Consider the following 21,009-nt stretch of genomic DNA (forward strand, 5'->3'; position numbering starts at 1 on the left):
ATGGATCCCGCAACAATCATCGGACTGCTCCTCGCGTTTGGTTCAGTCGTCACCATGGTGGTCATTGAAGGCGGCAGCATCTCAGGCCTGCTGCTGCCCGGGCCCCTGGTCCTGGTCTTCGGGGCAACCCTGGCCATCGGGCTGGCCGGCAACACGCTCAAGGATGTAATCCAGGCGTTCAAGGCCGTGCCGGCAATGTTCATGGGAAAGACGTCGAAGCCCCAGGAAAGCATCGACCAGATGGTCCGCTTCGCGGAGAAGGCTCGCGCCGAGGGCCTGCTCTCGCTCGAGGAGGAAGCGGCCAGCGTCAAGGATCCGTTCCTGGCCCGCGCCCTGCAGAACATCGCCGACGGCACCGACGCCGAGGACCTCCGCATGCAGATGGAGGACGAAATCGACACGAAGTCCCGCAGCGACCACGCGTCCTCGAAGTTCTTCGCCAGCCTCGGCGGCTATGCCCCCACCGTCGGAATCGTCGGAACCGTTGTCTCGCTCACCCACGTCCTGGAAAACCTCTCCAAGCCGGACGAGCTGGGTCACATGATCGCGGCCGCGTTCGTCGCCACCTTGTGGGGCCTGCTCTCGGCCAACTTCATCTGGCTGCCGTTCAGTTCGCGCCTGGCCAGGCTCTCCGAGCTGAATATCGAACGCATGACCCTGGTGATGGAGGGCATGCTCGCCGTGCAGTCCGGCGCCCAGCCCCTGCTGCTGGCCGAGCGGCTCCGTTCCATGGTCCCGGAGCACCAGCTCAAGAGCGCCGACAAGGGCCGCAAGGCGCCCAGCGGTGAGGACCGTGCGGAGCCGATGGACACGGCCGCGTGAGCGGCCGCCGGCGGCCGCGCAAGAAGCCCGAGGCGCACCACGTCGACGAACGCTGGATGGCCTCCTACATGGACATGGTCACGGTGCTCATGTGCCTTTTCATTGTCCTCTACGCCATGTCCACGGTCGACGCGAACAAGTTCGAAAAGCTGCGCAACTCGCTCGCCACGGGCTTCGGCGCGGTGGCCTCGGAAACCGTGGACACCGCGTCCGGAACGGTGGTCCCGCCCGAATTCGTCAACAAGGACCTGGAGGCCTTCGCCGCCGTACAGTCGGACGACAAGAAGGCCAAGGACGAGGCCCTCGCCGCCGCCAAGAAAGAAGTGGACCGGCTGCGCGCCCTCGAGAAAAAGATGAAGGCCGGGCTGGCCGCGGCCGGGCTCAGCCAAAACGTGGAGTTCCAGATCGACCAGCGCGGGCTGACCGTCAAGCTCATCGGTTCGCAGGCCTTCTTCGCCCCCGACCGGCCCGAGCTCACCAACCGCGCCTCCCAGGTGCTGCACATCGTCTCGCCCATCCTTCGCTCCGCGGCCCTGGAGATCATGGTGGAAGGCCACGCGGCCAAGGGCATCACTGCCTACCCCTCCACTTGGGAGCTGTCCTCGGCACGTGCCGTCAACGTGCTGCGCTACATGGTGGACCACGGCGGGATCCCGCAGCAGCGGATCGGGGCCGTCGCTTTCGGCTCTGCCCGGCAGGTCAACGACGATTCCACACCCGCGCTGATGGAGCGGAACCGGCGGGTGGACATCGTGGTCATCTCTGACAAGCCCGACGTCGTCCGGGCCCTCATTCCCGAGGCATTGAAGCTCAGCCAGAAATAGCGGCGGGATGCCTTACGGCGCCGGATCCCTTGCCGATAGTGGCAACCGTGAGTGTTCTGGATGAGCGGGAAGTGGTACGGGAGCGGACCGTCAGCGTCTATGACTTCCGGCGTCCCGCGACGCTGGCGCGTGAGCACAGCCGCGTCCTGGAACTCGCCTTCGAAACGTTCGCCCGCCAGTGGGGAACCCAGCTGACCGCCAAGGTCCGCGTGAAGTCGGTGGTCCGGCTCGAAGACGTCGGCATGCAAAGCTACGACGAGTACGCCGCCTCCCTGCCGGCCGTGACCGCCATGGTGCTGTGCACCATCGAATCGCACGATTCCAAGCTGGTGGTGCAGTTCCCCGCACCCTCCGCCCTGGGCTGGATCAACCGGATGCTGGGCGCCTCGAACGACACGGCCATGCCGGACCGGAAGTTCACCCAGATCGAACAGGCCCTGGTCAAGGGGCTCATGGACGAGGCCCTCGAGGACCTCGGCTACTCGCTCGGGCCGCTGCTGAGCGAAACCATCCGGGTGGACACCGTCCAGTACAACTCCCAGTTCGCCCAGGCCGCAGCACCCAGCGAACTCATGATTGTCGCCTCCTTCACGATCAACGTCGGCAACATCAGCTCCCCGGCCACCCTGGCGGTGCCTGCGGGAATCCTGTTGGGCCGGCTGAAAAAGGTCAACCCGACGGACAACCGCGGGGACGCCGCCGCCCGCGTCAGCTCGCAGCTGGAGCGCGTCCCGGTGGAACTCTCGGTGCGCCTCTCGACCTCGTACGTCACCCCCAGCCAGGTGTTGGGCCTCGCGGTGGGCGACGTCCTGACCCTCCCGCACCTGGAAAACAGGCCCTTTGACCTCACCCTGGACGGCACGAGGCTGGCCACTGCCGCCCCCGCCCGCAACGGGTCCCGGGCCGCCGCCGTCATTGTCACAATCGAGGAGAACAACCAATGAGCATCACCCTGACCAAGCATGAATCGTCGGCGGAGCGGCTCGTTGAGGAGCTGCCGAGCCCGGTAGCCCTGAAGGTTGTCGCGCTGGTCCCGGCCCGCGCCGCAGCCCCCTACGCCCGCCAGGCCGTCACCGCGACCTTCGTCGGCTCCGTCACGGCCGACCTGGCCCTGATGCTCAGCGACCGCACCTTCCTTGACGAAGCGGCCGGCGGCATGGCCGGCGGCCAGCTCGGCGTCGTGTCCGTCACCGACGTCCTCCGCCCGGCGATGGAAAGCGCCAGCTCGGTCTTCGGTGCCGGCGTGCTCTCCGACCTGCGCGAATCCGATGCTTCCGGCCTGCTCTCGGACCCGGACACCGCCGTCTTCGAACTCTCCGACGGCACCAGCCCGGCGGCGTGGTTCGCCGTCCGGCTGCGCGAACACGGCACCAGCCAGGACCGCGGCGGCGACCTCTTCGGCGGCGGCGACACGGTGGCCGGCCGGCTGGGCCGCATCAACAACATCGAGATGGCCTTGACCGTGGAGATTGGCCGCACCCGCATGTCGGTCCGCGACGTCCTCTCGCTCGAACCCGGCAAGATCATCGAGCTGGACCGCTCCGCCGGCGCCCCCGCAGACGTCCTGCTCAACGGCCGGCTGATCGCCCACGGCGAGGTCGTGGTCCTGGACCAGGACTACGCCGTGCGGATCACCCGGATCCTCGACGTGGCCGAGGGGCTTAGCTGAATGGACTCGCTGATCCTCGGGCTGCGGGTAGCCGTAGCCCTGGGCGCGGTGCTTGGACTGATCTGGTTGCTGCAACGCCGTCTCGGCAAAGGCACGGGACGACGCCGCGCTGACGCCGCCCTGAGCGTTGTCAGCCGCCAAAGCGTCGGCCAGCGGGCCTCCGTGGTGGTGGTCGACGCCGGTGGGCAGCGCTTCCTGCTGGGCGTCACCGACCACGCCGTCAACGTCCTGCACACCGGCGACATCCCGGAGGACACCGAAGAGGCCGCGGATGCGCTGGCACCCTTGCCCCGCCGCGGCGGGGCGGCCGGCGCCTTCGCGCAGATCCTGGCCAGCGCGGGCGGAACTTCCGCCGCCGCATCCTCAGCCGGCGCCGGTTCTTCCGCCGAGCCGGCCACAACTGCAGCATCCGAGACGGGTGGTTCGGAGCTGCCGCTCTCCAGGCGCAGCTCCATCCACCGCGAATCCCATGCCCGGACTGCCCCGGGACGGGGGACCATGCCCCCGGCGGCCCACCCGCCGCTGCACGGGTCTATCTTGGCCGGTTCCACGTGGAAGCAGGCCGCTGCCGCTCTCAGGAGCGGACGCCGCAATTGATCCGCCCTGCCATCGCCCGCTCCGACCGCGTCCCCTCAAGCAGCGTCACCCAGTCCGGTACCAGCCGGGCCGTCCGTGTGCTGGTGACCGGCGTCGCCGCCCTGCTGTTCGCCGTCCTGCTGCTCTGGCTTAACGCCTCCGCCGGCCACGCCACCGCCCCGGTGCCCCCGGTGCCGCCCACCCCTCCGGCCAGCCCGGACACGGGCAGCGTCAACATCGAGATCAACGGCATGGACGGGAAGCCCTCGACGGCGGTCCTGACCCTGATCGGGATCACCCTGCTGTCCGTGGCGCCCGCGCTGCTGCTGATGATGACCTCGTTCACCAAGATCTTCGTCGTGCTCGCGATGACCCGCAACGCACTCTCGCTCCCGTCCATCCCGCCCAACCAGGTGCTGGCGGGCCTGGCCCTGTTCCTGTCGATCTTCGTCATGTGGCCGGTTATCAACGAGATGAACACCGTCGGGGTGCAGCCCTACCTGAACGGCACCCTCGACTTCAACGGCGCGCTCAACGCCGGTTCGGTGCCGCTGCAGCATTTCATGCTGGCGCACACCCGCGAGGAGGACATCGCCCTGATGACCCGTGCCGCCGGCATGGAGAACCCGGCCACGCCGGAAGCGGTGCCGCTGCAGACCCTCATCCCGGCCTTCATGATTTCCGAGCTCCGTGCCGCTTTCATCATCGGCTTCGTCATCTTCATCCCGTTCCTCGTGATCGACCTCGTCGTCTCCGCGGCCCTGATGTCGATGGGCATGATGATGCTCCCGCCGGTGATGATCTCGCTGCCGTTCAAGATCCTGCTCTTCGTCCTCGTGGACGGCTGGGGCCTGATCATCACCTCGCTGATCCAAAGTTACGCAGGCTCGGGATGAACGCCAACGCCGTCCTGGACATCTGCCTCCAGGCCATGATCGTGGCCGCCAAGCTCTCGGCCCCGGTGCTGGTAACGGCGCTGGTGGTCGGCCTGGCGATCTCCCTGCTGCAGTCCATCACGCAGCTGCAGGAAGCCACCCTTTCCTTCGTGCCCAAACTGGCCGCCGTGGCGGTCGCGCTGCTGATCTGCGGGCACTGGATGATCTCGGAGATGGTCGCGTTCACGAACGACCTCTTCGCCAAGATCCCCTCCCTGCTCGGAGGCCTGTGAGGTGGGCATCCCGATCGACCAGACGTGGCTGGAAGTGCTGCTGCTGGCCACGGTCCGGATGACGGCATTCCTGATCGTGGCGCCGCCCTTCGCACACCAGGCGTTCCCCGGCCGGATCAAGGCCATGCTGGGCGTCGGCCTGGGCCTGGCCGTCTCGCAGCGCCTCTCCGCCGGCTACACGGCCCGCGACACGGCAGGCTTTCTCACCGGAGTCGTCCTGGAACTCGTCACCGGGCTGGTCCTGGGGTTCCTGGTCATGCTGGTTTTCGCTGCCGTCCAGTCCGCCGGCAGCCTGATTGACCTCTTCAGCGGCTTCCAGATGGCCCAGGCCTTCGACCCGCAGATGATGGTCAACGGCGCCCAGTTCACCCGGCTGCTGCAGATGGCGGCCCTCGCCCTGCTGTTCTCCTCGGACGGCTACCAGCTTGTCATCGGCGGGCTGACCGGAAGCTTCACCGCCCTGCCGCTGGCCGGCGGCCTCGATCTCGCCCAGCCGGTCCAGGCCATGGTCTCCGCCGTCACCGGCATGTTCCTCGCCGCCGTCCAGATCGCCGGCCCGCTCCTGGTGGTGCTGTTCCTCGCCGACGTCGGACTCGGCCTGCTGACCCGGGTGGCGCCGGCACTGAACGCCTTCTCCCTCGGCTTCCCGCTGAAGATCATGCTGACCCTCTCGCTCGCGGGATTCCTATTCCTGGCCCTGCCCAGGATCGTCTCCACGCTCGCCGGGCAGGCCGCCAAGACAGTGCTGGGGGTGGGCTGATGTCGGATTCACAGGAAAAGACCGAACAAGCCACCGACAAACGCATGCGGGAGGTCCGCTCCAAGGGACAGCTCTCGCGCTCCCAGGACCTCACCGCGTGGCTGGCCGTGGGCGCCGCCGCCGTGATGATCCCGGCCACCGTGCAACGGGGGGCGAACGCCGCCACCGACCAGCTCTTCACCGTCCGCGGCGTCATGGCGGAACCGGACCCGGCCAAGGCCGTGAAGGCGCTGGAGGACGGCGTCGGCTCGGTCGCCGGGATCCTCGGGCCGATGCTGATCGTGGTGCTCGTTGTGGTTCTGGTCGGCTCGGCGCTGCAGGGCGGCATCCATCTGAAGAAGTTCCGCCTGGATTTCGAGAACTTCAAACTGCTCAGCGGGCTGAAGCGCATTTTCGGCACCCAGGCGCTCTGGGGCGGCGTGAAGGCGCTGCTGAAGGCCACGGTCGTCGGCCTGGTGCTGTATTCCGTCGTTCAGGGCCTGATCCCGGTACTGCTCACCGCCGGCGGCCTTCCGGTGTCTGGCGTCGTCGCGGCCGCCGGGGGCGGCATCTCCTCCCTGGTCCAGTTCGCTGTCTTCGCCGGCATCGCGCTCGCCGCCGTCGACTTCTTCGTGGTGATGCGCCGGAACCGGAAGAAGACCCGGATGTCCAAGAAGGAAGTCCAGGACGAGAACAAGAGCAGCGAAGGCGATCCGCTGATCCGCTCCCAGCGCCGGGCCCGGCAGCTGTCCATGAGCCGGAACCGCATGATCGCCGCGATCGGGGACGCCGACGTCGTGCTCGTCAACCCCACGCACGTCGCCGTCGCGCTGAAGTACGAACCGGGCAAATCCGCCCCGCGGGTGGTGGCCAAGGGGGCCGGCCACGTAGCGTCGCGGATCAGGCAGGAGGCCGAGGCGAAGAGCGTGCCGATGGTCCAGGACATCCCGCTCGCCCGGGCGCTGCACGGCGCCTGCGAGCTGGGGCAGGAGATCCCGGTGGATTTCTACCACGCCGTGGCCGGCGTACTGGCCTTCGTGATGTCGCTCAAGGCCCGCGGCGCCGGGGCCGGACTGCACCGGATGGCCGGAGCCGCGAGATGAGCATTTTCCGGAACATTTTCGCGAACATTTTTGGAACCAGCGTCTGTGAAAGGACCGCATCATGAACAACAGGCTCGCCCGACTGGCGGTGCCGATCGGCATCGTGGGCATCGTGCTGCTGCTGGTGGTTCCCGTGCCCGCGCCGCTGCTGGACTTCCTAATTGTGTGCAACATCCTGCTCGCGCTGCTGGTGCTGCTGACCAGCATGTTCGTGAAGAAGCCGCTGGACTTCTCCGTGTTCCCCTCGCTGCTGCTCGTGGCCACCCTGTTCCGGCTGGGCCTGAACGTTGCCTCCACCCGGCTGGTCCTGGGCAACGGCTATGCCGGCCAGGTCATTGAGGCCTTCGGCAAGGTGACCGTGGGCGGGTCCATGATCATCGGCGCCGTCGTGTTCCTGATCCTGGTGGTCATCCAGTTCGTCGTGGTCACGAAGGGCGCGGAGCGCGTGGCCGAAGTCGGAGCGCGCTTCACCCTGGACGCCATGCCGGGCAAGCAGATGGCGATCGACGCCGACCTGAACGCCGGGCTGATCACCGACACCCAGGCCCGGGAACGGCGCGCCGAGGTCTCGGCCGAGGCCGACTTCTACGGCGCCATGGACGGCGCCTCGAAGTTCGTCAAGGGCGACGCCATCGCCGGCATCATCATTATCATCATCAACTTCATCGGCGGCATCGCCATCGGCATGGTCCAGCGCGGCCTGGAAATCGGCGACGCGCTGAACACCTACGGCATCCTGACCATGGGCGACGGGCTCGTCACCCAGATCCCGGCGCTGCTGATGGCCGTCTCCACCGGCATGATCGTGACCCGGTCCAACGCGGAAGCGGACATGGGCCGGACCGCTTCGACCCAGCTGCTGCAGTCGCCCAACGCCCTGATGATCGCCGGTGTGGCCGCCCTCGCCATGGCCCTCATCCCGGGCATGCCGCCCATCCCGTTCATCCTGGTCGGGGCGGGGCTGATCCTGGCCTCGCGCCGTACCAAAGCGAGCCAGCAGCAGGCGGAACTGGCGCGCGGCGCCGAGGCGGCCGCGCTGAACTCCCCGGAAATGGATCCGAACGAGAAGCTGCTCGAGGACATGCGCGTCCACCCGGTGGAGATCCTGCTCGCCCCCGACCTTGTCGACATGGTCTCCGGCGCGTCCGATGACCTGCTGGCCCGGGTCCGCTCGTTGCGGCACAAGATCGCGATGGAGCTGGGCCTGGTCATTCCGCCGGTGCGCACCAGGGACAGCGTGGACCTCCCGCCCGCCACGTACGCCATCCGGATCGCCGGGGTGGAGGCCGGTCGCGGCACCGCTCCCGGCGGCCAGATGCTGGCCCTGGGCGACTCGCTGGATTCACTCCCGGGCGTGGCCATGATCGAGCCCGTCTTCGGTCTCGCCGGGAAGTGGATTCCGGCCGAGATGCGGCACAACGCCGAAATGACCGGGGCCACCGTGATCGACCGCGTCTCGGTGCTGGTCACGCACCTGTCCTCGATCGTCACCGGCAACGCGGCCCGGCTGCTGTCCCGCGAGGATGTCCGGGTGCTCACGGAGGGTGTGCGCAAGCAGAGCCCCTCCGCCGTCGACGAGCTGACCCCGGCGCTGCTCTCGCTCGCCGAGCTGCAGCGCGTGCTGCAGGGCCTGCTCGACGAACAGGTCCCCATCAACGACCTGGCCCGCATCTACGAGGCGCTCACCCTCCGGGCCAAGATTTCCACGGACCCGGAATCGCTGGTGGAGGCTGCGCGCCAGGCGCTCGGCCCGGCGCTGACGGCCAAGTTCATGGAGGGCCCGGTGCTCAACGTGATCATGATCGACCCGCTCCTGGAACAATCCATGCTCGAGGACATGCGCCCGGCCGAGGGCGGCAGCCAGATCGTGATGGGACAGGACCGGCTCGACGCCGTGCTGCGCTCGGTGCGCAACGCGGTGGACTCCGCGGCCGCCGCCAACCGCCAGGCCGTCCTGGTTTGCGCCCCGGCGCTGCGTCCGGCCATCCACCGGCTCATCGGGGCGCAGCCCGGGTCCATCCCCGTGCTCTCGTACCGCGAAGTCACTTCCGCCAATGTCCGGATCGAAACTGTAGGAGTCGTGCGCCATGCCGAACCGCTATCGGCTTAAGGGAGCCTCGCTGGAGGAAATCCGCAGCAAGGCCGAAGCCCAATACGGCCCGTCCGCCCGGATCGTTTCCGCGGAACGCGTCATCAGCCCCGGCATCGCCGGGCTCTTCGCGGCGAACCGCTACGAGGCCGTCGTCGAGGTCCAGCCCAAGCACGACGTCGTCACCGGCGAGGTCGTGCCGGATGCGGACATCCTCTCCGAGGGAGAGATCCTCGAGCGTGCCGCCGCCACGACGACGGACGCGCCGCGGGACACCGTCCGGGACGCGCCGCGGCGCCCGGAGGCTCCGGCCAGCACCCGCGTCGCCTCCGCTCCGGGCCACGAGTTGCAGGGAGACGCGATCGCGGCCCTGCTGGCCGAAGCCGACGCCGCCGAACTGACCCTGCACCGCTCCGGCACCCCCGGCGTCTCTACCGAGTCACCGGACTTCGCCGAACTGCTGGACCAGCTCGGCTCCGGACTCCGTCCGACCTCCGCCGGTGCCGGCCAGCCTGAGCGCGGGAGGCCGGCAACCCCGGGAAGCGGCGCGGCGGAAGACGCCGCGCCGGCCCAACAGCAGGCTGCGGTGTCGGCGCCGTCGTCTTCTTCGTCGATGCGGTCCGCTCCGGTGCGCGAGAAAGTCCCGGTTCCGCTGAGCGGTACCGGTGACCTGGTGGTGCTGGTGGGTCTCGGTGACGACGCCTTGGACACGGCCTTGGCCATGTCCATCGCTGCCGGCGGCGCGGACGTGCGCACGGCGGGGGAGTTGAGCGCCTACGGGCACCTGCACTTGGACGGACGCCAGAGCGCGACGGCGGCCCGCGCCCACGCCGTGGAGACGGAGCAGACGGTGCTCGCGGCGTTCGGACTCGGCAAGGCCCGCAACACTCTGGCCAGGCTGCAGGCGATCGCGGCGCTCTCCCCGGACCAGCTCTGGGTAGTGGTGGACGCCGGACGCAAGCATGAAGACACCGCCCGCTGGGTGAGCCTGCTGCGGGCCCGGCTGGAGGTGGCCGGCGTGGCCGTGGTGGGCGCAGCCGACACGGGAACGCCCGAAAGCGTGGACGGCCTTGGCCTGCCGGTGGGCTGGATCGACGGCCGCCCGGCGGCCCGGCCGGCGCCGTGGGCCGCAGCGTCCGGCCGCGAAGGGTAGATTGAGAGAATGCTGGTACTAACACGCAAGCCGGGCGAACAGATCATGATCGGCGACGGCATCGTCATCACTGTTCTGGAAGGGCGCGGCGACGGCGTCCGGATCGGCATCGAGGCGCCCCGCGGCGTCCCGATCCAGCGGCGGGAAGTAATCGAGGCCATCGCTGCGGCGAACCTGGCGGCAGCCGAAGCAGGCGCCGACGCCGGCACCGGCACCGAGGACGCGCTGCGCGGGCTGCTGCCCCCGGCCGTCCCCGCGGTTCCGCCGGCGGCCGAGACCGGCCGCCCCGCTGCACCCGCCGCCGACTGACGCGCGCCTGACGTCCGCCGCTTTCGCCGCCGCGGTCGCCGCCGGCCGGCTGCCCCGGCGTGTCGCCTCAGTGCGAGTTCGCGTCGTCGCCGAGGTACTGGGCCAGTAACGGCTGGGTCGCACGGCGCGTGATGGCGAGGGCCCGCTCAATGTTCCCGGCAATCGTCAACTGCTCAAGGACACCGGCAGGATCGTCCGGGGCCTCCGGTCGCTGCAGGCTCCGGAGCGTTGCCTCGTTGGTGCGGGCTGCCTCGCCGAGCCGGCCCATCAAGGCGCGCAGGCCCTCAAGATGCTCCTGCAGGACGGTCGGCCAGGAACCCTGCGGCGCGGCGGCAATCAGTTCAAGCAAAGTGGCCTGCGCCGGTAGGCCCCATTCGGCCGCCACCGCCGCGGACTCGACATTCCGGGCCAGTGCCTCGAAGCGCAGGCGGTCCAGCACACCTTCTACTTCGGACGCGGTGAAGGTCAGCCAGTGGGTGTTGCCGGCGGCCGCATGCAGTCGCTGCGTTTCCAACCGGAACAGGAGCAGTTCCAACTGCCGCCGTTCCTGCCACAGCGCCGCCGAAAGATCCCCTGCACCCATGGGCCCCATTCCCCTGACATCCCGGCCAAATTACGGCTTTCCGCATTTTCCGCCAAGCTTTTCCCTGAGGGTACACGCAGATTCCGGATCAGGTGATAGGTTTCGTTCTGGGTGCTGCGCCCGAGCTTCGAACACCGCCTCCCATGGGGGGAGTGCGCGACCGTTTGGTGGTGCGGCTCTCAGGGTTTTTAAAGCTCCTGATCCGTCTCATGGGGGGACACACTATTGAATCGCGTGGAACGCAACGAGATGGTCACCCAGCACCTTCCGCTGGTTGGCTATCTCGTCTCAGATTTGTGCTCGAAGGCGTCCCACCTCTCGCGCGATGACCTGGCGTCGGCTGGCGCCGTTGCCCTGATTACCTCGGCCGATTCCTTCGACCCTGACCTTGGCGTGCCCTTCGGCGCCTTCGCGCGCCGCCGCATCCTCGGCGCCTTCGCCGATGAAATGCGCGCCAGCGACTGGGCGACGCGCTCGGCACGCCGACGGATCAAAGAGACCATGTCCGTCCAGGAGACCCTGGCGGCGGCGCTCGGTCGCACCCCCTCGGTTGACGAGATCGCCTCCGCGCTCGGCGTCCAGCAGAGCGTTGTGGAAGCTGCCCTCGCGGACGCGTCGCGGACCCTCACGCCGCTCGACGACGCCGTCGTCGACACCCTCGCAGCGGAAACCCTGTCCCCGGAGGGCTCGGTCCTCGCTGACGAGCGGCTCCAGTACCTCCGTGCCGCCGTGAAGTCGCTGCCGGAACGGATGCGCTACGTCGTCGAGGAGATCTACTTCGGCGACCGGACCGTCAAGGACCTGGCAGCAGAGTTGGGCTCCACTCACGCGGCCGTCTCGCAGCAGCGCGCCGAAGCGATCCGCCTTATGCGCGACGGCCTCACCGCCCACTACGCCGATGACCCGGACCAGGGCTTCGAACCGCAGTCCCGGATCACGCCGCGCCGCCGGAATGACTATCTCGCCCAGCTCTCCGAGGCCACCACCGGGGGAATTACCCGGGCCATCTTCCCGCAGGGGCCGGTGCTGAACCAGGCCGTCTGAGGCGATTCCGGACGATTAGTAAGCTCACTTAGTAAGCTGATCGTGAAATTCGCCCGCGACCATCGCGTGCCGTTTGCTCCCTGGGGTAGCGTCTGAGGCATAACGCCGGATCAGACGTTCCTATCAAGGAGGATTCATGAAAGCATCACCTACCCTGACGAGCAACCTGCAGGCCGTTCTCGTGGACCTGATCGAACTCCACGTACAAGGCAAGCAGGCGCACTGGAACATTGTGGGCACCAACTTCCGCGACCTTCACCTGCAGCTGGACGAAATCATCGAGGCGGCCCGTGGATTCGCCGACGACCTGGCCGAGCGGATGCGCGCCCTCCATGCACTGCCGGATGGTCGCAGCTCCACGGTTTCGAAGACCACCGCGCTCGCGGAATTCCCCACCGGCCTGATCAACACCAAGGATGCGATCGACAAGATCGTTGCCGCGCTCGAGGCCGCCGTCGGCACCATGCGCAAGGTGCACGACGAGGTGGACGAGGAAGACCCCACCACCGCGGACCTGCTGCACGAGTTCATTGCCAAGTTCGAGCAGTACGCCTGGATGGTTAACGCCGAAACTATGCGCGCCACCGCCAGCGTCACCACGCCGGACAGCAAGAAGTAGCCGCGTTCGTTCACGCGGTTTCCACGCGCCCGACGCCGGGTCCCCCCGGCGTCGGGCGCTCGCTCTTAACCCTTGACAGACCTTGCCCCCCGCCGCGGCGGCCCTGCGCCGGCTGTTAGGCCGCCGTCGGCACCTTGCGCAGCACGACGGCGGCCAGCACCGCGGCGCCGGACATCAGCACCAGCGCGATGGCTGCCGTGATGTGGACGCCCGAATCGAAGGCGGCCCGGGCGGCGGCCATCACAGATTCCGCCAGCGGCGCGGGGAGGGTGTGTGCCAGTTCCGCGGCCCCGGCGAGGGTCTCGCCGGCCTGGGCAGCGGCCCCCGCCGGGACCGTCCCGTCGGCGACGGCGGGAAGGTGCAGGTTGCGCTGGTAGGACGCCGTCAGGATGGAGCCGAGGATGGCGGTGCCGAGCAGGGAGCCGACCTCGTAGCCGGTTTCCGAGATGGCGGCCGCTGCGCCTGATTTCGCCGCCGGCGCCGCTCCCAGGATCAGGTCGTTGGAGATGGTTTCGGCCGCGCCGACGCCCAGGCACAGCACCAGCAAGGCGGCCAGCAGCAGGCCGGGCCCGGTGCCGTGGTCCCCGAAAGCCACCAGGCTGTATCCCGTGGCGCTCAGGAGCAGGCCGCCGGCCACCACGAAGCCCGGACGGACCTTGCGCACCAGCGGGACCACGAGCAGTCCCGCGACCACTGTGGCGACCAGGGCCGGGACCATCGCCATGCCGGACTCCGAGGGCGACTGCCCCTCGAGGAGTTGCAGGTGCTGGGCGAGGAACAGGATGAATCCGTTGTAGGAAAACAGGGCCAGGACGTTGGCTGTGATGGCGGTGCTGAAGACCGGATTGCCGAACAGGCTCAGGTCCAGCAGGGGAGTGCCTGAGTCCTGCGCCGCCAGCCGGTGCTGGCGTCGGACGAAGGCGTAGCCCATCAACAGCCCGACGCCGAGGGCCGCGAGCGGCTCCGGCGCAACGCCGTCGGTAGCCAGCATCTTGATGCCGTAGACCGCTGGCACCATGGCCAGCAGCGACAGGACGATGCTGGGGGCGTCCACCCGGCCGGGGTTAGGGTCCCGTGATTCCGGGATCAGTACGCGGCCAAAGACCAGCAGCGGCAGGATAATCGGCACCGCGACCAGCAGGACCGCTCCCCACCAGAGGTGTTCCACGAGCCAGCCGCCGAAGATCGGGCCCAGCGCAGCGCCGCCGGAGAAGCCTGCGGCCCAGATTGCCACCGCGAGCCGACGCCGGTTGGGCTCGGGGAAGATATTTCGGATCAGGGACAGCGTGGACGGCATCAGCATCGCGCCGAAGAAGCCCAGCCCGGCCCGGCCCGCGATCAACCACTCCGCGCCGGGCGCAAAAGCAGTCACGGCGGACACCGCTGCGAAGCCGGAGCTGCCGATGAACAGCAGCCGACGCCGGCCGATCCTGTCACCCAGGCTGCCCATCGCCACGAGCAAGCCGGCCAGCACCAGCGGATATGCGTCGACGATCCAGAGCAGCTGCACCCCGGTGGCATCCAGGCTGCGGGCAATCGCCGGCAACGCGAAGGTCAGTGCGGTGTTGTCCACGGCCACGAGCAGAACCGGGAACATGAGCAGCGACAAGGCCAGCCAATCGCGCCAGGGTGCGCGGGGAGCCGGGGCGGCATGGGTGGCGGCGGACAGGGACGCGGTACTCATAAACAATAACTGTACCGTCTGGACGGTATAGTTAAGAAATTGCTGTTCAGGCAGGCATGATGGGAGCCATGGCCAGAAAACCCGTTGCCCGCGAAGCCGTCCTTGACGCCTTCGAATCCCTTCTCATTACGGAGGGAGAGCGCGCTGCGACGCTGGACGCCGTAGCCAAGCTGGCCGGCGTTTCCAAGGGGGGACTGCTGTACCACTTCCCGAACAAGGAAGCCATGATCTCGGTGCTGCTGGAGCGCCTGGACCGGCTCCTCGCCGAGGATCTGGCTGCCATGGCCGCAGCCCCGGAGGGAGCGGCCGCGTACTTCATCAGGTCCTCGGTGTGGGCCGACACCCCGCTGGACCGCGTCTTTGTCGCCGCCACCCGCCTGGCCGAAGTGGCCCACGCTGAAACCCTGCGGCGGATGGCCGGGGTGCAGGCGAGCTGGCTGGCCCTCCTTGCCGCCGACGTGGGACCCGCGATGGCCAAGCCCGTGCTCTACATGGGGGACGGGCTGTACTTCAATGCCATGCTGGCGCGGGGGCCCGGCGAGGCGCCGGCCGAGGTGGCCGGCGATGTCGAAAGCCTGCTGGCCGCCGTCGAACGACTCCGCGGCTGATCCGGCCCAAGCCGAGGGGACGCTCCCTCGGGTTTGGCGCTCTTCCGGGGGACGCTCCCTCAGGTGTGGTGCCCTCCCGGGGGACGCTGCCTCAGGTCCGGTGCTCTTCCGGGGGACGCTCCCTCAGGTCTGGTGCCCTTCCGGGGGACGCTCCCTCAGGTCTGGTGCTCTTCCGGGAAACCCTCCCTCACGTCCGGTGCTCTTCCGGGCACGCTCCTTCACGTCCGGTGCCCATCGAGGAAACCCTCCCGCACATCAGGTGAGGGAGCGTTGGGGTGGGTCGTGCCGGAGGTGAGGGAGCGTTGGGGTGGGTCGTGCCGGAGGTGAGGGAGCGTTGGGGTAGGTCGTGCCGGAGGCGAGGGAGCGTCTGGGGGAGCGGAGTTTGCGGACGCGTCTGCGGCGTAGGACAATGGAGGCTGTGACTACGGTCACGAGCAATTGAATATGCCTTTGATCTGCGGCGGGAGAGTTCTGCAAGTAGGTACAAGCAGGCGCCGTAGGAGCAAACCCTCCCCAGGAATCTCTCAGGCCCATGTACCGCCGCGGCAAGGCAACTCTGGAAAGCAGCGAGTGCGCCCCATGGCGTGCTGTGCTCACCGACGGTGCAAGCGGAGCCTCGCGAAAGCGGCTGCGCGGAAACTCTCAGGTCCAATACAGAGCGGGGAGGAACCCGAATCAATGTGGCGTACCCTGCGCCGCCTTAGTTATGGAGTTCCTTGTGACTGTTACCTCAGCCTCCACGTCCTTCGTTGACCGGCATATCGGCGCTCGCCGCCAGGCCGACGTCGACACCATGCTGAAGGCTGTCGGCCACGACACCGTCGACGCCCTGGTGGACACCGCCGTTCCGAAGGACATCCGGCAGGACTCCGACCTGGCGCTCGGCGCCGCCCTGAGCGAAGTGGAAGTTCTCGCCGAACTGCGCCGGATCGCCTCCAAGAACAAGACCGCCGTTCAAATGATCGGCCAGGGCTACTACGACACCGTCACCCCCGCCGTGATCCGCCGGAACATCCTCGAAGCTCCGGCCTGGTACACCGCCTACACCCCCTACCAGCCGGAAATCTCGCAGGGCCGACTGGAGGCCCTGCTGAACTTCCAGACCATGGTCCAGGACCTCGTCGGCCTGCCGATCGCCAACGCCTCGCTGCTGGATGAAGCCACCGCCGTCGCCGAGGCCGTGCTGATGATGCGCCGGGCGAACAAGAACAAGACGGCCCACGACGGGAAGACCGTCCTCGACGCCGACTGCCTCCCGCAGACCATCGCGATCGTCAAGGGCCGCGCCGAGGCCCTTGGCTTCGAGGTCGAGGTCGCGGACCTGTCCAAGGGCCTGCCCGAGGGCGTCATCAACGGCGTCGTGCTGCAGCAGCCCGGTGCCTCCGGCCGCGTTTTCGACCACTCGGCCGTCATTGCGGACGCGAAGGGGCGCGGCGCGCTCGTCACCGTCGCGGCTGACCTGCTGTCCCTGACCCTGATCACCCCTCCCGGTGAGCAGGGAGCCGACATCGCTGTCGGCTCCGCCCAGCGCTTCGGCGTTCCGCTGTTCTTCGGCGGCCCGCACGCCGCGTACATGGCCGTCCAGAAGGGCCTGGAACGCTCCATGCCCGGTCGGCTCGTGGGCGTGTCCAAGGATAACGCCGGCGTCCCCGCCTACCGCTTGGCGCTGCAGACCCGCGAGCAGCACATCCGCCGTGAAAAGGCGACCTCCAACATCTGCACCGCCCAGGCGCTGCTGGCCATCGTCGCCTCGTTCTACGCCGTCTACCACGGCCCGGACGGGCTGAAGGCGATCGCGGAGACCGTTCACGGCCACGCCCGGACCATTGCCGCCTCCCTCAAGGCCGCCGGACTGGACGTGCAGCACGCCTCGTTCTTCGACACCGTGACCGTTTCCGTGCCGGGCAAGGCCGCCGAATTCATCGCCGCCGCTGACGCCAAGGGCATCAACCTGCGCGCCATCGATGCCGACACTGTCGGTATCTCCGCCGATGAAGCCACGACGGCGGCCATCGTCGCCGACGTCGTCGCCGCCTTCGGCGCGTCCGTCGCCGACACTTCTGAAGGCTTCGCCCTGGACTCCGCCGTCGAACGCACCTCGGATTACCTGCAGCACCCGGTCTTCAACACGCACCGTTCCGAGACCCAGCTGCTGCGCTACATCCGCCGCCTCTCGGACCGTGACCTGGCCCTGGACCGGACGATGATTCCGCTGGGGTCGTGCACTATGAAGCTGAACGCCACGGCCGAGATGGAGGCCATCTCCTGGCCGGAATTCGCCTCCATCCACCCGTTCGCACCCGAGTCCCAGACCGCGGGCTGGCGCGAATTGATCGAGGACCTCGAAGCCCAGCTGACCGAGATCACCGGCTACGACCAGGTCTCCATCCAGCCGAACGCCGGGTCCCAGGGCGAGCTGGCCGGGCTCCTCGCGATCCGCGGCTACCACCTCTCCCGAGGGGATAACCAGCGCAATATCTGCCTGATCCCGGCCTCGGCGCACGGCACCAACGCCGCCTCTGCGGTGCTGGCCGGCATGAAGGTCGTCGTCGTGGCCACCGCCTCGGACGGCACGATCGACCACGTGGACCTGCAGGCCAAGATCGAGCTGCACAAGGACGCTCTCTCGGCGATCATGATCACCTACCCGTCGACGCACGGGGTGTACGACGCCGACGTCCGCGAGGTCTGCGACGCCATCCACGCAGCCGGCGGCCAGGTCTACATCGACGGCGCCAACCTCAACGCCCTCGTCGGACTGGCCCAGCCGGGCCAGTTCGGCGGCGACGTCTCGCACCTGAACCTGCACAAGACCTTCTGCATCCCGCACGGCGGCGGCGGACCCGGCGTCGGACCGGTCGCGGCCAAGGCCCACCTGGCCCCGTTCATGCCCGGCAACGCGGCAGACCCGGCCAACGGCGCCGAGGGCACCCCGATCTCCGCCTCCCGCTACGGCTCGGCCGGCGTGCTGCCGATCTCCTGGGCCTACGTGAAGCTGATGGGCGGCCAGGGCCTGACCGAGGCGACCAAGTCGGCCCTGCTGGCTGCGAATTACATCGCGGCCCGCCTCAATGAGTTCTTCCCGGTGCTCTACACCGGCGAGGGCGGCCTCGTGGCGCACGAGTGCATCCTGGACCTGCGCGAACTCACGGCCAAGACCGGCGTCACGGCCGAGGACGTCGCCAAGCGCCTGATCGACTACGGATTCCACGCCCCGACGCTGGCGTTCCCGGTTGCCGGGACCCTGATGGTCGAGCCCACCGAGTCCGAGGACCTGGGCGAGATCGACCGGTTCATCACGGCGATGATCGCCATCCGTAAGGAGATCGACCAGGTCGCCCACGGCGACTTCACTGTCGAGCACAGCCCGCTGCGCAACGCACCGCACACCGCGGCCGCCGTCGTCAGCACCGACTGGGAGCGCAGCTACCCGCGCGAACAGGCCGCTTTCCCGGTCCACACCCTGCGGCAGGACAAGTACTTCCCGCCGGTCGGCCGGATCGACGGCGCCGCCGGTGACCGCAACCTGATCTGCTCCTGCCCCCCGATCGAAGCCTTCGAAGATCACTCCGACGACTCCGCAGACTCTGCCAATTAAGGACAGCCAACGATGACTGAGAACTACACGGCACTTTACGAAGAGCACAAGAAGATTGGAGCCTCCTTCACGGACTTCGGCGGCTGGCAGATGCCGCTCAAGTACAGCTCCGAATTGGCCGAACACCACGCCGTCCGCAAGTCCGCGGGCCTGTTCGACCTCTCGCACATGGGCGAAGTCTGGGTCACCGGCCCGGACGCCGCCGCCTTCCTGGACTACGCCCTGGTCGGCAAGATTTCCGCGATGGCGGTCGGCAAGGCCAAGTATTCGCTGATCTGCAACGAAGACGGCGGCATCATCGATGACCTCATCACCTACCGCCGCCCGGCCGCGGCTGACGGCACCGATAAGTTCCTCGTGGTCCCCAACGCCGGCAACGCCAAGGTCGTGGCCGCGGCCCTGGCCGAGCGCGCTGCAGCATTTGATGTCAAGGTCCAGGACGCGTCCGCCGAGACCTCGCTGATCGCGGTCCAGGGACCGAAAGCGGAGGCGATCCTGCTCCGCCTGGTCCCCGCCGCGCAGCACGAGCTCGTCACCGGCCTGAAGTACTACGCCGCCGTCGACGTCCCGTTCATGTTCGGCGGCAGCAGCCAGGAACTCCTGCTGGCCCGCACCGGCTACACCGGTGAGGACGGCTTCGAAATCTTCGTCGCCAACGACGACGCCGCGGCACTCTGGCAGGCGCTCATTGCCATCGCTGAAGAAGGCGAGCTGACGCCCGCAGGCTTGGCCTCCCGCGACTCGCTCCGCCTCGAGGCCGGCATGCCGCTCTACGGCAACGAGCTGTCCCTCGAAGGCGACCCGTTCGCCGCCGGGCTGGGTCCCGTCGTCGCGCTGTCCAAGGAAGGCGACTTCGTCGGCAAAGCCGCCCTGGCAGCGAAGAAGGAAGCCGGCGCCGGGTCGACGACGGGACGCAAGCTCGTCGGGCTCAAGGGTCTGGCCCGCCGGGCCGGCCGGGGCCACTACCCGGTCCTCAAGGACGGCAACACGGTTGGCGAAGTCACCTCCGGCCAGCCCTCACCCACCCTGGGCTACCCGGTCGCGATGGCTTACGTCGACGTCGCCTTCACCGAACCCGGCACGGCCCTGGACATCGACCTGCGCGGAAAGAGCGAGCAGTTCGAAGTTGTCGCACTGCCTTTCTACAAGCGTCAAAAGTAGGCGGGCTGGTTCCGGAGCCGTTGCTGGCTTCAGGACCGGCCGCAGCGGTTCCCGGCTCCGGGACCGGCTGGCCCCGGTTTTCACGCGTGCTGCTCCTTCGTCGCTTTGACGCACGCTTTCGAAAACCGCGGCCAGCCGGCCCTCGTGGACAGCTCGCCTTTTAGGGACAAATCACAACCAAAACCAACGGGAGCCAGCGCTTCCGTAAGCCAGAGGTGCTGGGGCCCGTCCCGCCTACCGCGGGTCGGCCCTAGAAAGTTCGAACGGCCACAGTTTCTTTCCGGAGAACTGTTGCCCCCGGAAATTGAACTGGATAGTGGCGGGCGAGGGGATTCCGGAAGCGTGCGTCTAAGCGAGGAACGAGCGAGCACGCGGAGGAATTTCCTCATCCGTCACCCAACCCCGCCACAATTGATGTGGCCCACGATTTCTCAAACGTAAAGGAAAAACACATGGCAAAAGTTGCCCCTGAACTGCAGTACTCCGACGAGCACGAGTGGGTTGCCCGCGAGGCCGGGAACGTAGTGTCCATCGGCATCTCGGCGGTCGCTACGGACGCGCTGGGCGACATTGTTTACGTTGACCTGCCCGAGGTGGGCTCGTCGGTGACGGCGGGTGAGACGTGCGGTGAGGTTGAGTCGACGAAGTCCGTTTCGGATCTCTACGCCCCGGTGACGGGCGAGGTCACGGAGATCAACGACGCGGTCGTGTCCGATCCGGCGCTGATCAACAGCGATCCGTACGGTGCCGGCTGGCTGTTCAAGGTGGCCGCGGAATCCGAGGGTCCGCTGCTCTCAGCCCAGGACTACGCCTCCAAGAACGGCGGCGAACTGTGAGCGGCTCGACCGCGGCCGCCGGAACCGAAGCAGTGTTTGAGCAGGTTGTGTCCCCGTCGCTGGACGCGGAGCTGTCCGCCCTGGATCCGGAGATCGCCGCGCGGATCGACGCGGAGCTCACCCGCCAGCGGGATGGGCTGGAGATGATCGCTTCGGAGAACCACACCGCCCGGGCGGTGATGCAGGCGCAGGGCTCGGTGCTGACGAACAAGTACGCCGAGGGTTACCCGGGCAAGCGCTACTACGGCGGCTGCGAGCACGTCGACGTCGTCGAACAGCTCGCGATCGACCGGGTCAAGGCCCTGTTCGGCGCGGAATACGCGAACGTCCAGCCGCACTCCGGGGCGCAGGCGAACGCCTCGGTCATGCACGCCCTGATCCGCCCCGGCGACACCATCATGGGCCTGAACCTGGCCCACGGCGG

At 68.1% G+C, this 21,009-nt stretch carries 20 protein-coding genes, 1 pseudogene and 2 riboswitches; of the genes and pseudogenes, 19 read left to right on the forward strand and 2 right to left on the reverse strand.

The window, feature by feature from the left end; genetic code table 11:
- The 12 genes from AC1DNC_RS16080 to AC1DNC_RS16135 all read left to right on the forward strand — a co-directional run bounded on the left by AC1DNC_RS16080 (nt 1) and on the right by AC1DNC_RS16135 (nt 10,452).
- A complete protein-coding gene (locus AC1DNC_RS16080; protein ID WP_476863536.1) occupies nt 1–822 on the forward strand; it encodes a motility protein A in 822 nt (273 codons plus the stop codon).
- Nucleotides 819–1,646, forward strand: a complete 828-nt coding sequence (locus AC1DNC_RS16085) for an OmpA/MotB family protein (RefSeq protein ID WP_476863537.1) — start codon at nt 819–821, stop codon at nt 1,644–1,646. The genes AC1DNC_RS16080 and AC1DNC_RS16085 overlap by 4 nt, the downstream gene beginning before the upstream one ends.
- A gap of 47 nt (nt 1,647–1,693) precedes the next feature.
- Nucleotides 1,694–2,590 (forward strand): flagellar motor switch protein FliM, encoded by an 897-nt coding sequence (locus AC1DNC_RS16090; protein ID WP_476863538.1) that lies wholly within the window; start codon nt 1,694–1,696, stop codon nt 2,588–2,590.
- Nucleotides 2,587–3,315: a flagellar motor switch protein FliN gene (fliN, locus tag AC1DNC_RS16095; protein WP_476863539.1), complete on the forward strand. Its 729-nt coding sequence runs from the start codon at nt 2,587–2,589 to the stop codon at nt 3,313–3,315. The genes AC1DNC_RS16090 and fliN overlap by 4 nt, the downstream gene beginning before the upstream one ends.
- Complete coding sequence (gene fliO, locus AC1DNC_RS16100; RefSeq protein WP_476863540.1) at nt 3,316–3,912, forward strand: flagellar biosynthetic protein FliO; 597 nt, start codon at nt 3,316–3,318, stop codon at nt 3,910–3,912.
- A 77-nt stretch (nt 3,913–3,989) separates the two neighbouring features.
- Nucleotides 3,990–4,787, forward strand: a complete 798-nt coding sequence (gene fliP, locus AC1DNC_RS16105; protein WP_476863555.1) for a flagellar type III secretion system pore protein FliP — start codon at nt 3,990–3,992, stop codon at nt 4,785–4,787.
- A complete protein-coding gene (fliQ, locus tag AC1DNC_RS16110; RefSeq protein ID WP_175321994.1) occupies nt 4,784–5,059 on the forward strand; it encodes a flagellar biosynthesis protein FliQ in 276 nt (91 codons plus the stop codon). Before fliP ends, fliQ begins: the two co-directional genes overlap by 4 nt.
- A 1-nt stretch (nt 5,060) precedes the next feature.
- A complete protein-coding gene (locus AC1DNC_RS16115) occupies nt 5,061–5,819 on the forward strand; it encodes a flagellar biosynthetic protein FliR (protein WP_476863541.1) in 759 nt (252 codons plus the stop codon).
- The gene (locus tag AC1DNC_RS16120) at nt 5,819–6,901 is read left to right on the forward strand and encodes an EscU/YscU/HrcU family type III secretion system export apparatus switch protein (protein WP_476863542.1); all 1,083 of its coding nucleotides are present in this window, start codon (nt 5,819–5,821) and stop codon (nt 6,899–6,901) included. The genes AC1DNC_RS16115 and AC1DNC_RS16120 overlap by 1 nt, the downstream gene beginning before the upstream one ends.
- Before the next feature lie 61 nt (nt 6,902–6,962).
- Nucleotides 6,963–9,011, forward strand: a complete 2,049-nt coding sequence (locus AC1DNC_RS16125) for a flagellar biosynthesis protein FlhA (protein ID WP_476863543.1) — start codon at nt 6,963–6,965, stop codon at nt 9,009–9,011.
- Nucleotides 8,989–10,143 carry a hypothetical protein gene (locus AC1DNC_RS16130; RefSeq protein WP_476863544.1) on the forward strand — a complete coding sequence of 385 codons (1,155 nt, stop codon included), beginning with the start codon at nt 8,989–8,991 and terminating at the stop codon, nt 10,141–10,143. The genes AC1DNC_RS16125 and AC1DNC_RS16130 overlap by 23 nt, the downstream gene beginning before the upstream one ends.
- A gap of 9 nt (nt 10,144–10,152) precedes the next feature.
- Complete coding sequence (locus AC1DNC_RS16135) at nt 10,153–10,452, forward strand: carbon storage regulator (RefSeq protein ID WP_476863545.1); 300 nt, start codon at nt 10,153–10,155, stop codon at nt 10,450–10,452.
- Nucleotides 10,453–10,519: 67 nt separating this feature from the next.
- Here the strand turns inward: AC1DNC_RS16135 and AC1DNC_RS16140 are convergent, their stop codons facing one another.
- A complete protein-coding gene (locus AC1DNC_RS16140) occupies nt 10,520–11,035 on the reverse strand; it encodes a flagellar protein FlgN (protein WP_476863546.1) in 516 nt (171 codons plus the stop codon).
- A 225-nt stretch (nt 11,036–11,260) separates the two neighbouring features.
- On the opposite strand from AC1DNC_RS16140, the gene AC1DNC_RS16145 reads away from it, so the two are divergent.
- Both AC1DNC_RS16145 and AC1DNC_RS16150 read left to right on the forward strand, forming a co-directional pair.
- Complete coding sequence (locus AC1DNC_RS16145) at nt 11,261–12,079, forward strand: sigma-70 family RNA polymerase sigma factor (RefSeq protein ID WP_476863547.1); 819 nt, start codon at nt 11,261–11,263, stop codon at nt 12,077–12,079.
- A gap of 136 nt (nt 12,080–12,215) precedes the next feature.
- The gene (locus AC1DNC_RS16150) at nt 12,216–12,698 is read left to right on the forward strand and encodes a Dps family protein (protein ID WP_476863548.1); all 483 of its coding nucleotides are present in this window, start codon (nt 12,216–12,218) and stop codon (nt 12,696–12,698) included.
- 115 nt (nt 12,699–12,813) lie between these two features.
- Here AC1DNC_RS16150 and AC1DNC_RS16155 read toward each other — a convergent pair whose 3' ends face one another.
- Entirely contained in the window at nt 12,814–14,382 is a 1,569-nt protein-coding gene (locus tag AC1DNC_RS16155) for an MFS transporter (protein WP_476863549.1), read from the reverse strand.
- Between the two features lie 68 nt (nt 14,383–14,450).
- Here AC1DNC_RS16155 and AC1DNC_RS16160 point away from each other — a divergent pair, with 68 nt between their 5' ends.
- The 5 genes and pseudogenes from AC1DNC_RS16160 to AC1DNC_RS16180 form a co-directional block, all read left to right on the forward strand.
- Nucleotides 14,451–14,990, forward strand: coding sequence for a TetR/AcrR family transcriptional regulator (locus AC1DNC_RS16160; RefSeq protein WP_476863550.1), 540 nt, complete (start codon nt 14,451–14,453; stop codon nt 14,988–14,990).
- Between the two features lie 451 nt (nt 14,991–15,441).
- Nucleotides 15,442–15,540, forward strand: a riboswitch (glycine riboswitch).
- A 1-nt stretch (nt 15,541) separates the two neighbouring features.
- Nucleotides 15,542–15,657, forward strand: a riboswitch (glycine riboswitch).
- 39 nt (nt 15,658–15,696) lie between these two features.
- Nucleotides 15,697–18,588: an aminomethyl-transferring glycine dehydrogenase gene (gcvP, locus tag AC1DNC_RS16165; RefSeq protein ID WP_476863551.1), complete on the forward strand. Its 2,892-nt coding sequence runs from the start codon at nt 15,697–15,699 to the stop codon at nt 18,586–18,588.
- A 12-nt stretch (nt 18,589–18,600) separates the two neighbouring features.
- The gene (gene gcvT / locus AC1DNC_RS16170) at nt 18,601–19,749 is read left to right on the forward strand and encodes a glycine cleavage system aminomethyltransferase GcvT (protein WP_476863552.1); all 1,149 of its coding nucleotides are present in this window, start codon (nt 18,601–18,603) and stop codon (nt 19,747–19,749) included.
- Between the two features lie 452 nt (nt 19,750–20,201).
- Nucleotides 20,202–20,585, forward strand: coding sequence for a glycine cleavage system protein GcvH (gcvH, locus tag AC1DNC_RS16175; protein ID WP_476863553.1), 384 nt, complete (start codon nt 20,202–20,204; stop codon nt 20,583–20,585).
- A pseudogene (locus AC1DNC_RS16180) lies at nt 20,582–21,009 on the forward strand (serine hydroxymethyltransferase); the annotation flags it as partial. The gene gcvH and the pseudogene AC1DNC_RS16180, both read left to right, overlap by 4 nt.

This window comes from Arthrobacter sp. 01N442, assembly GCF_056399345.1.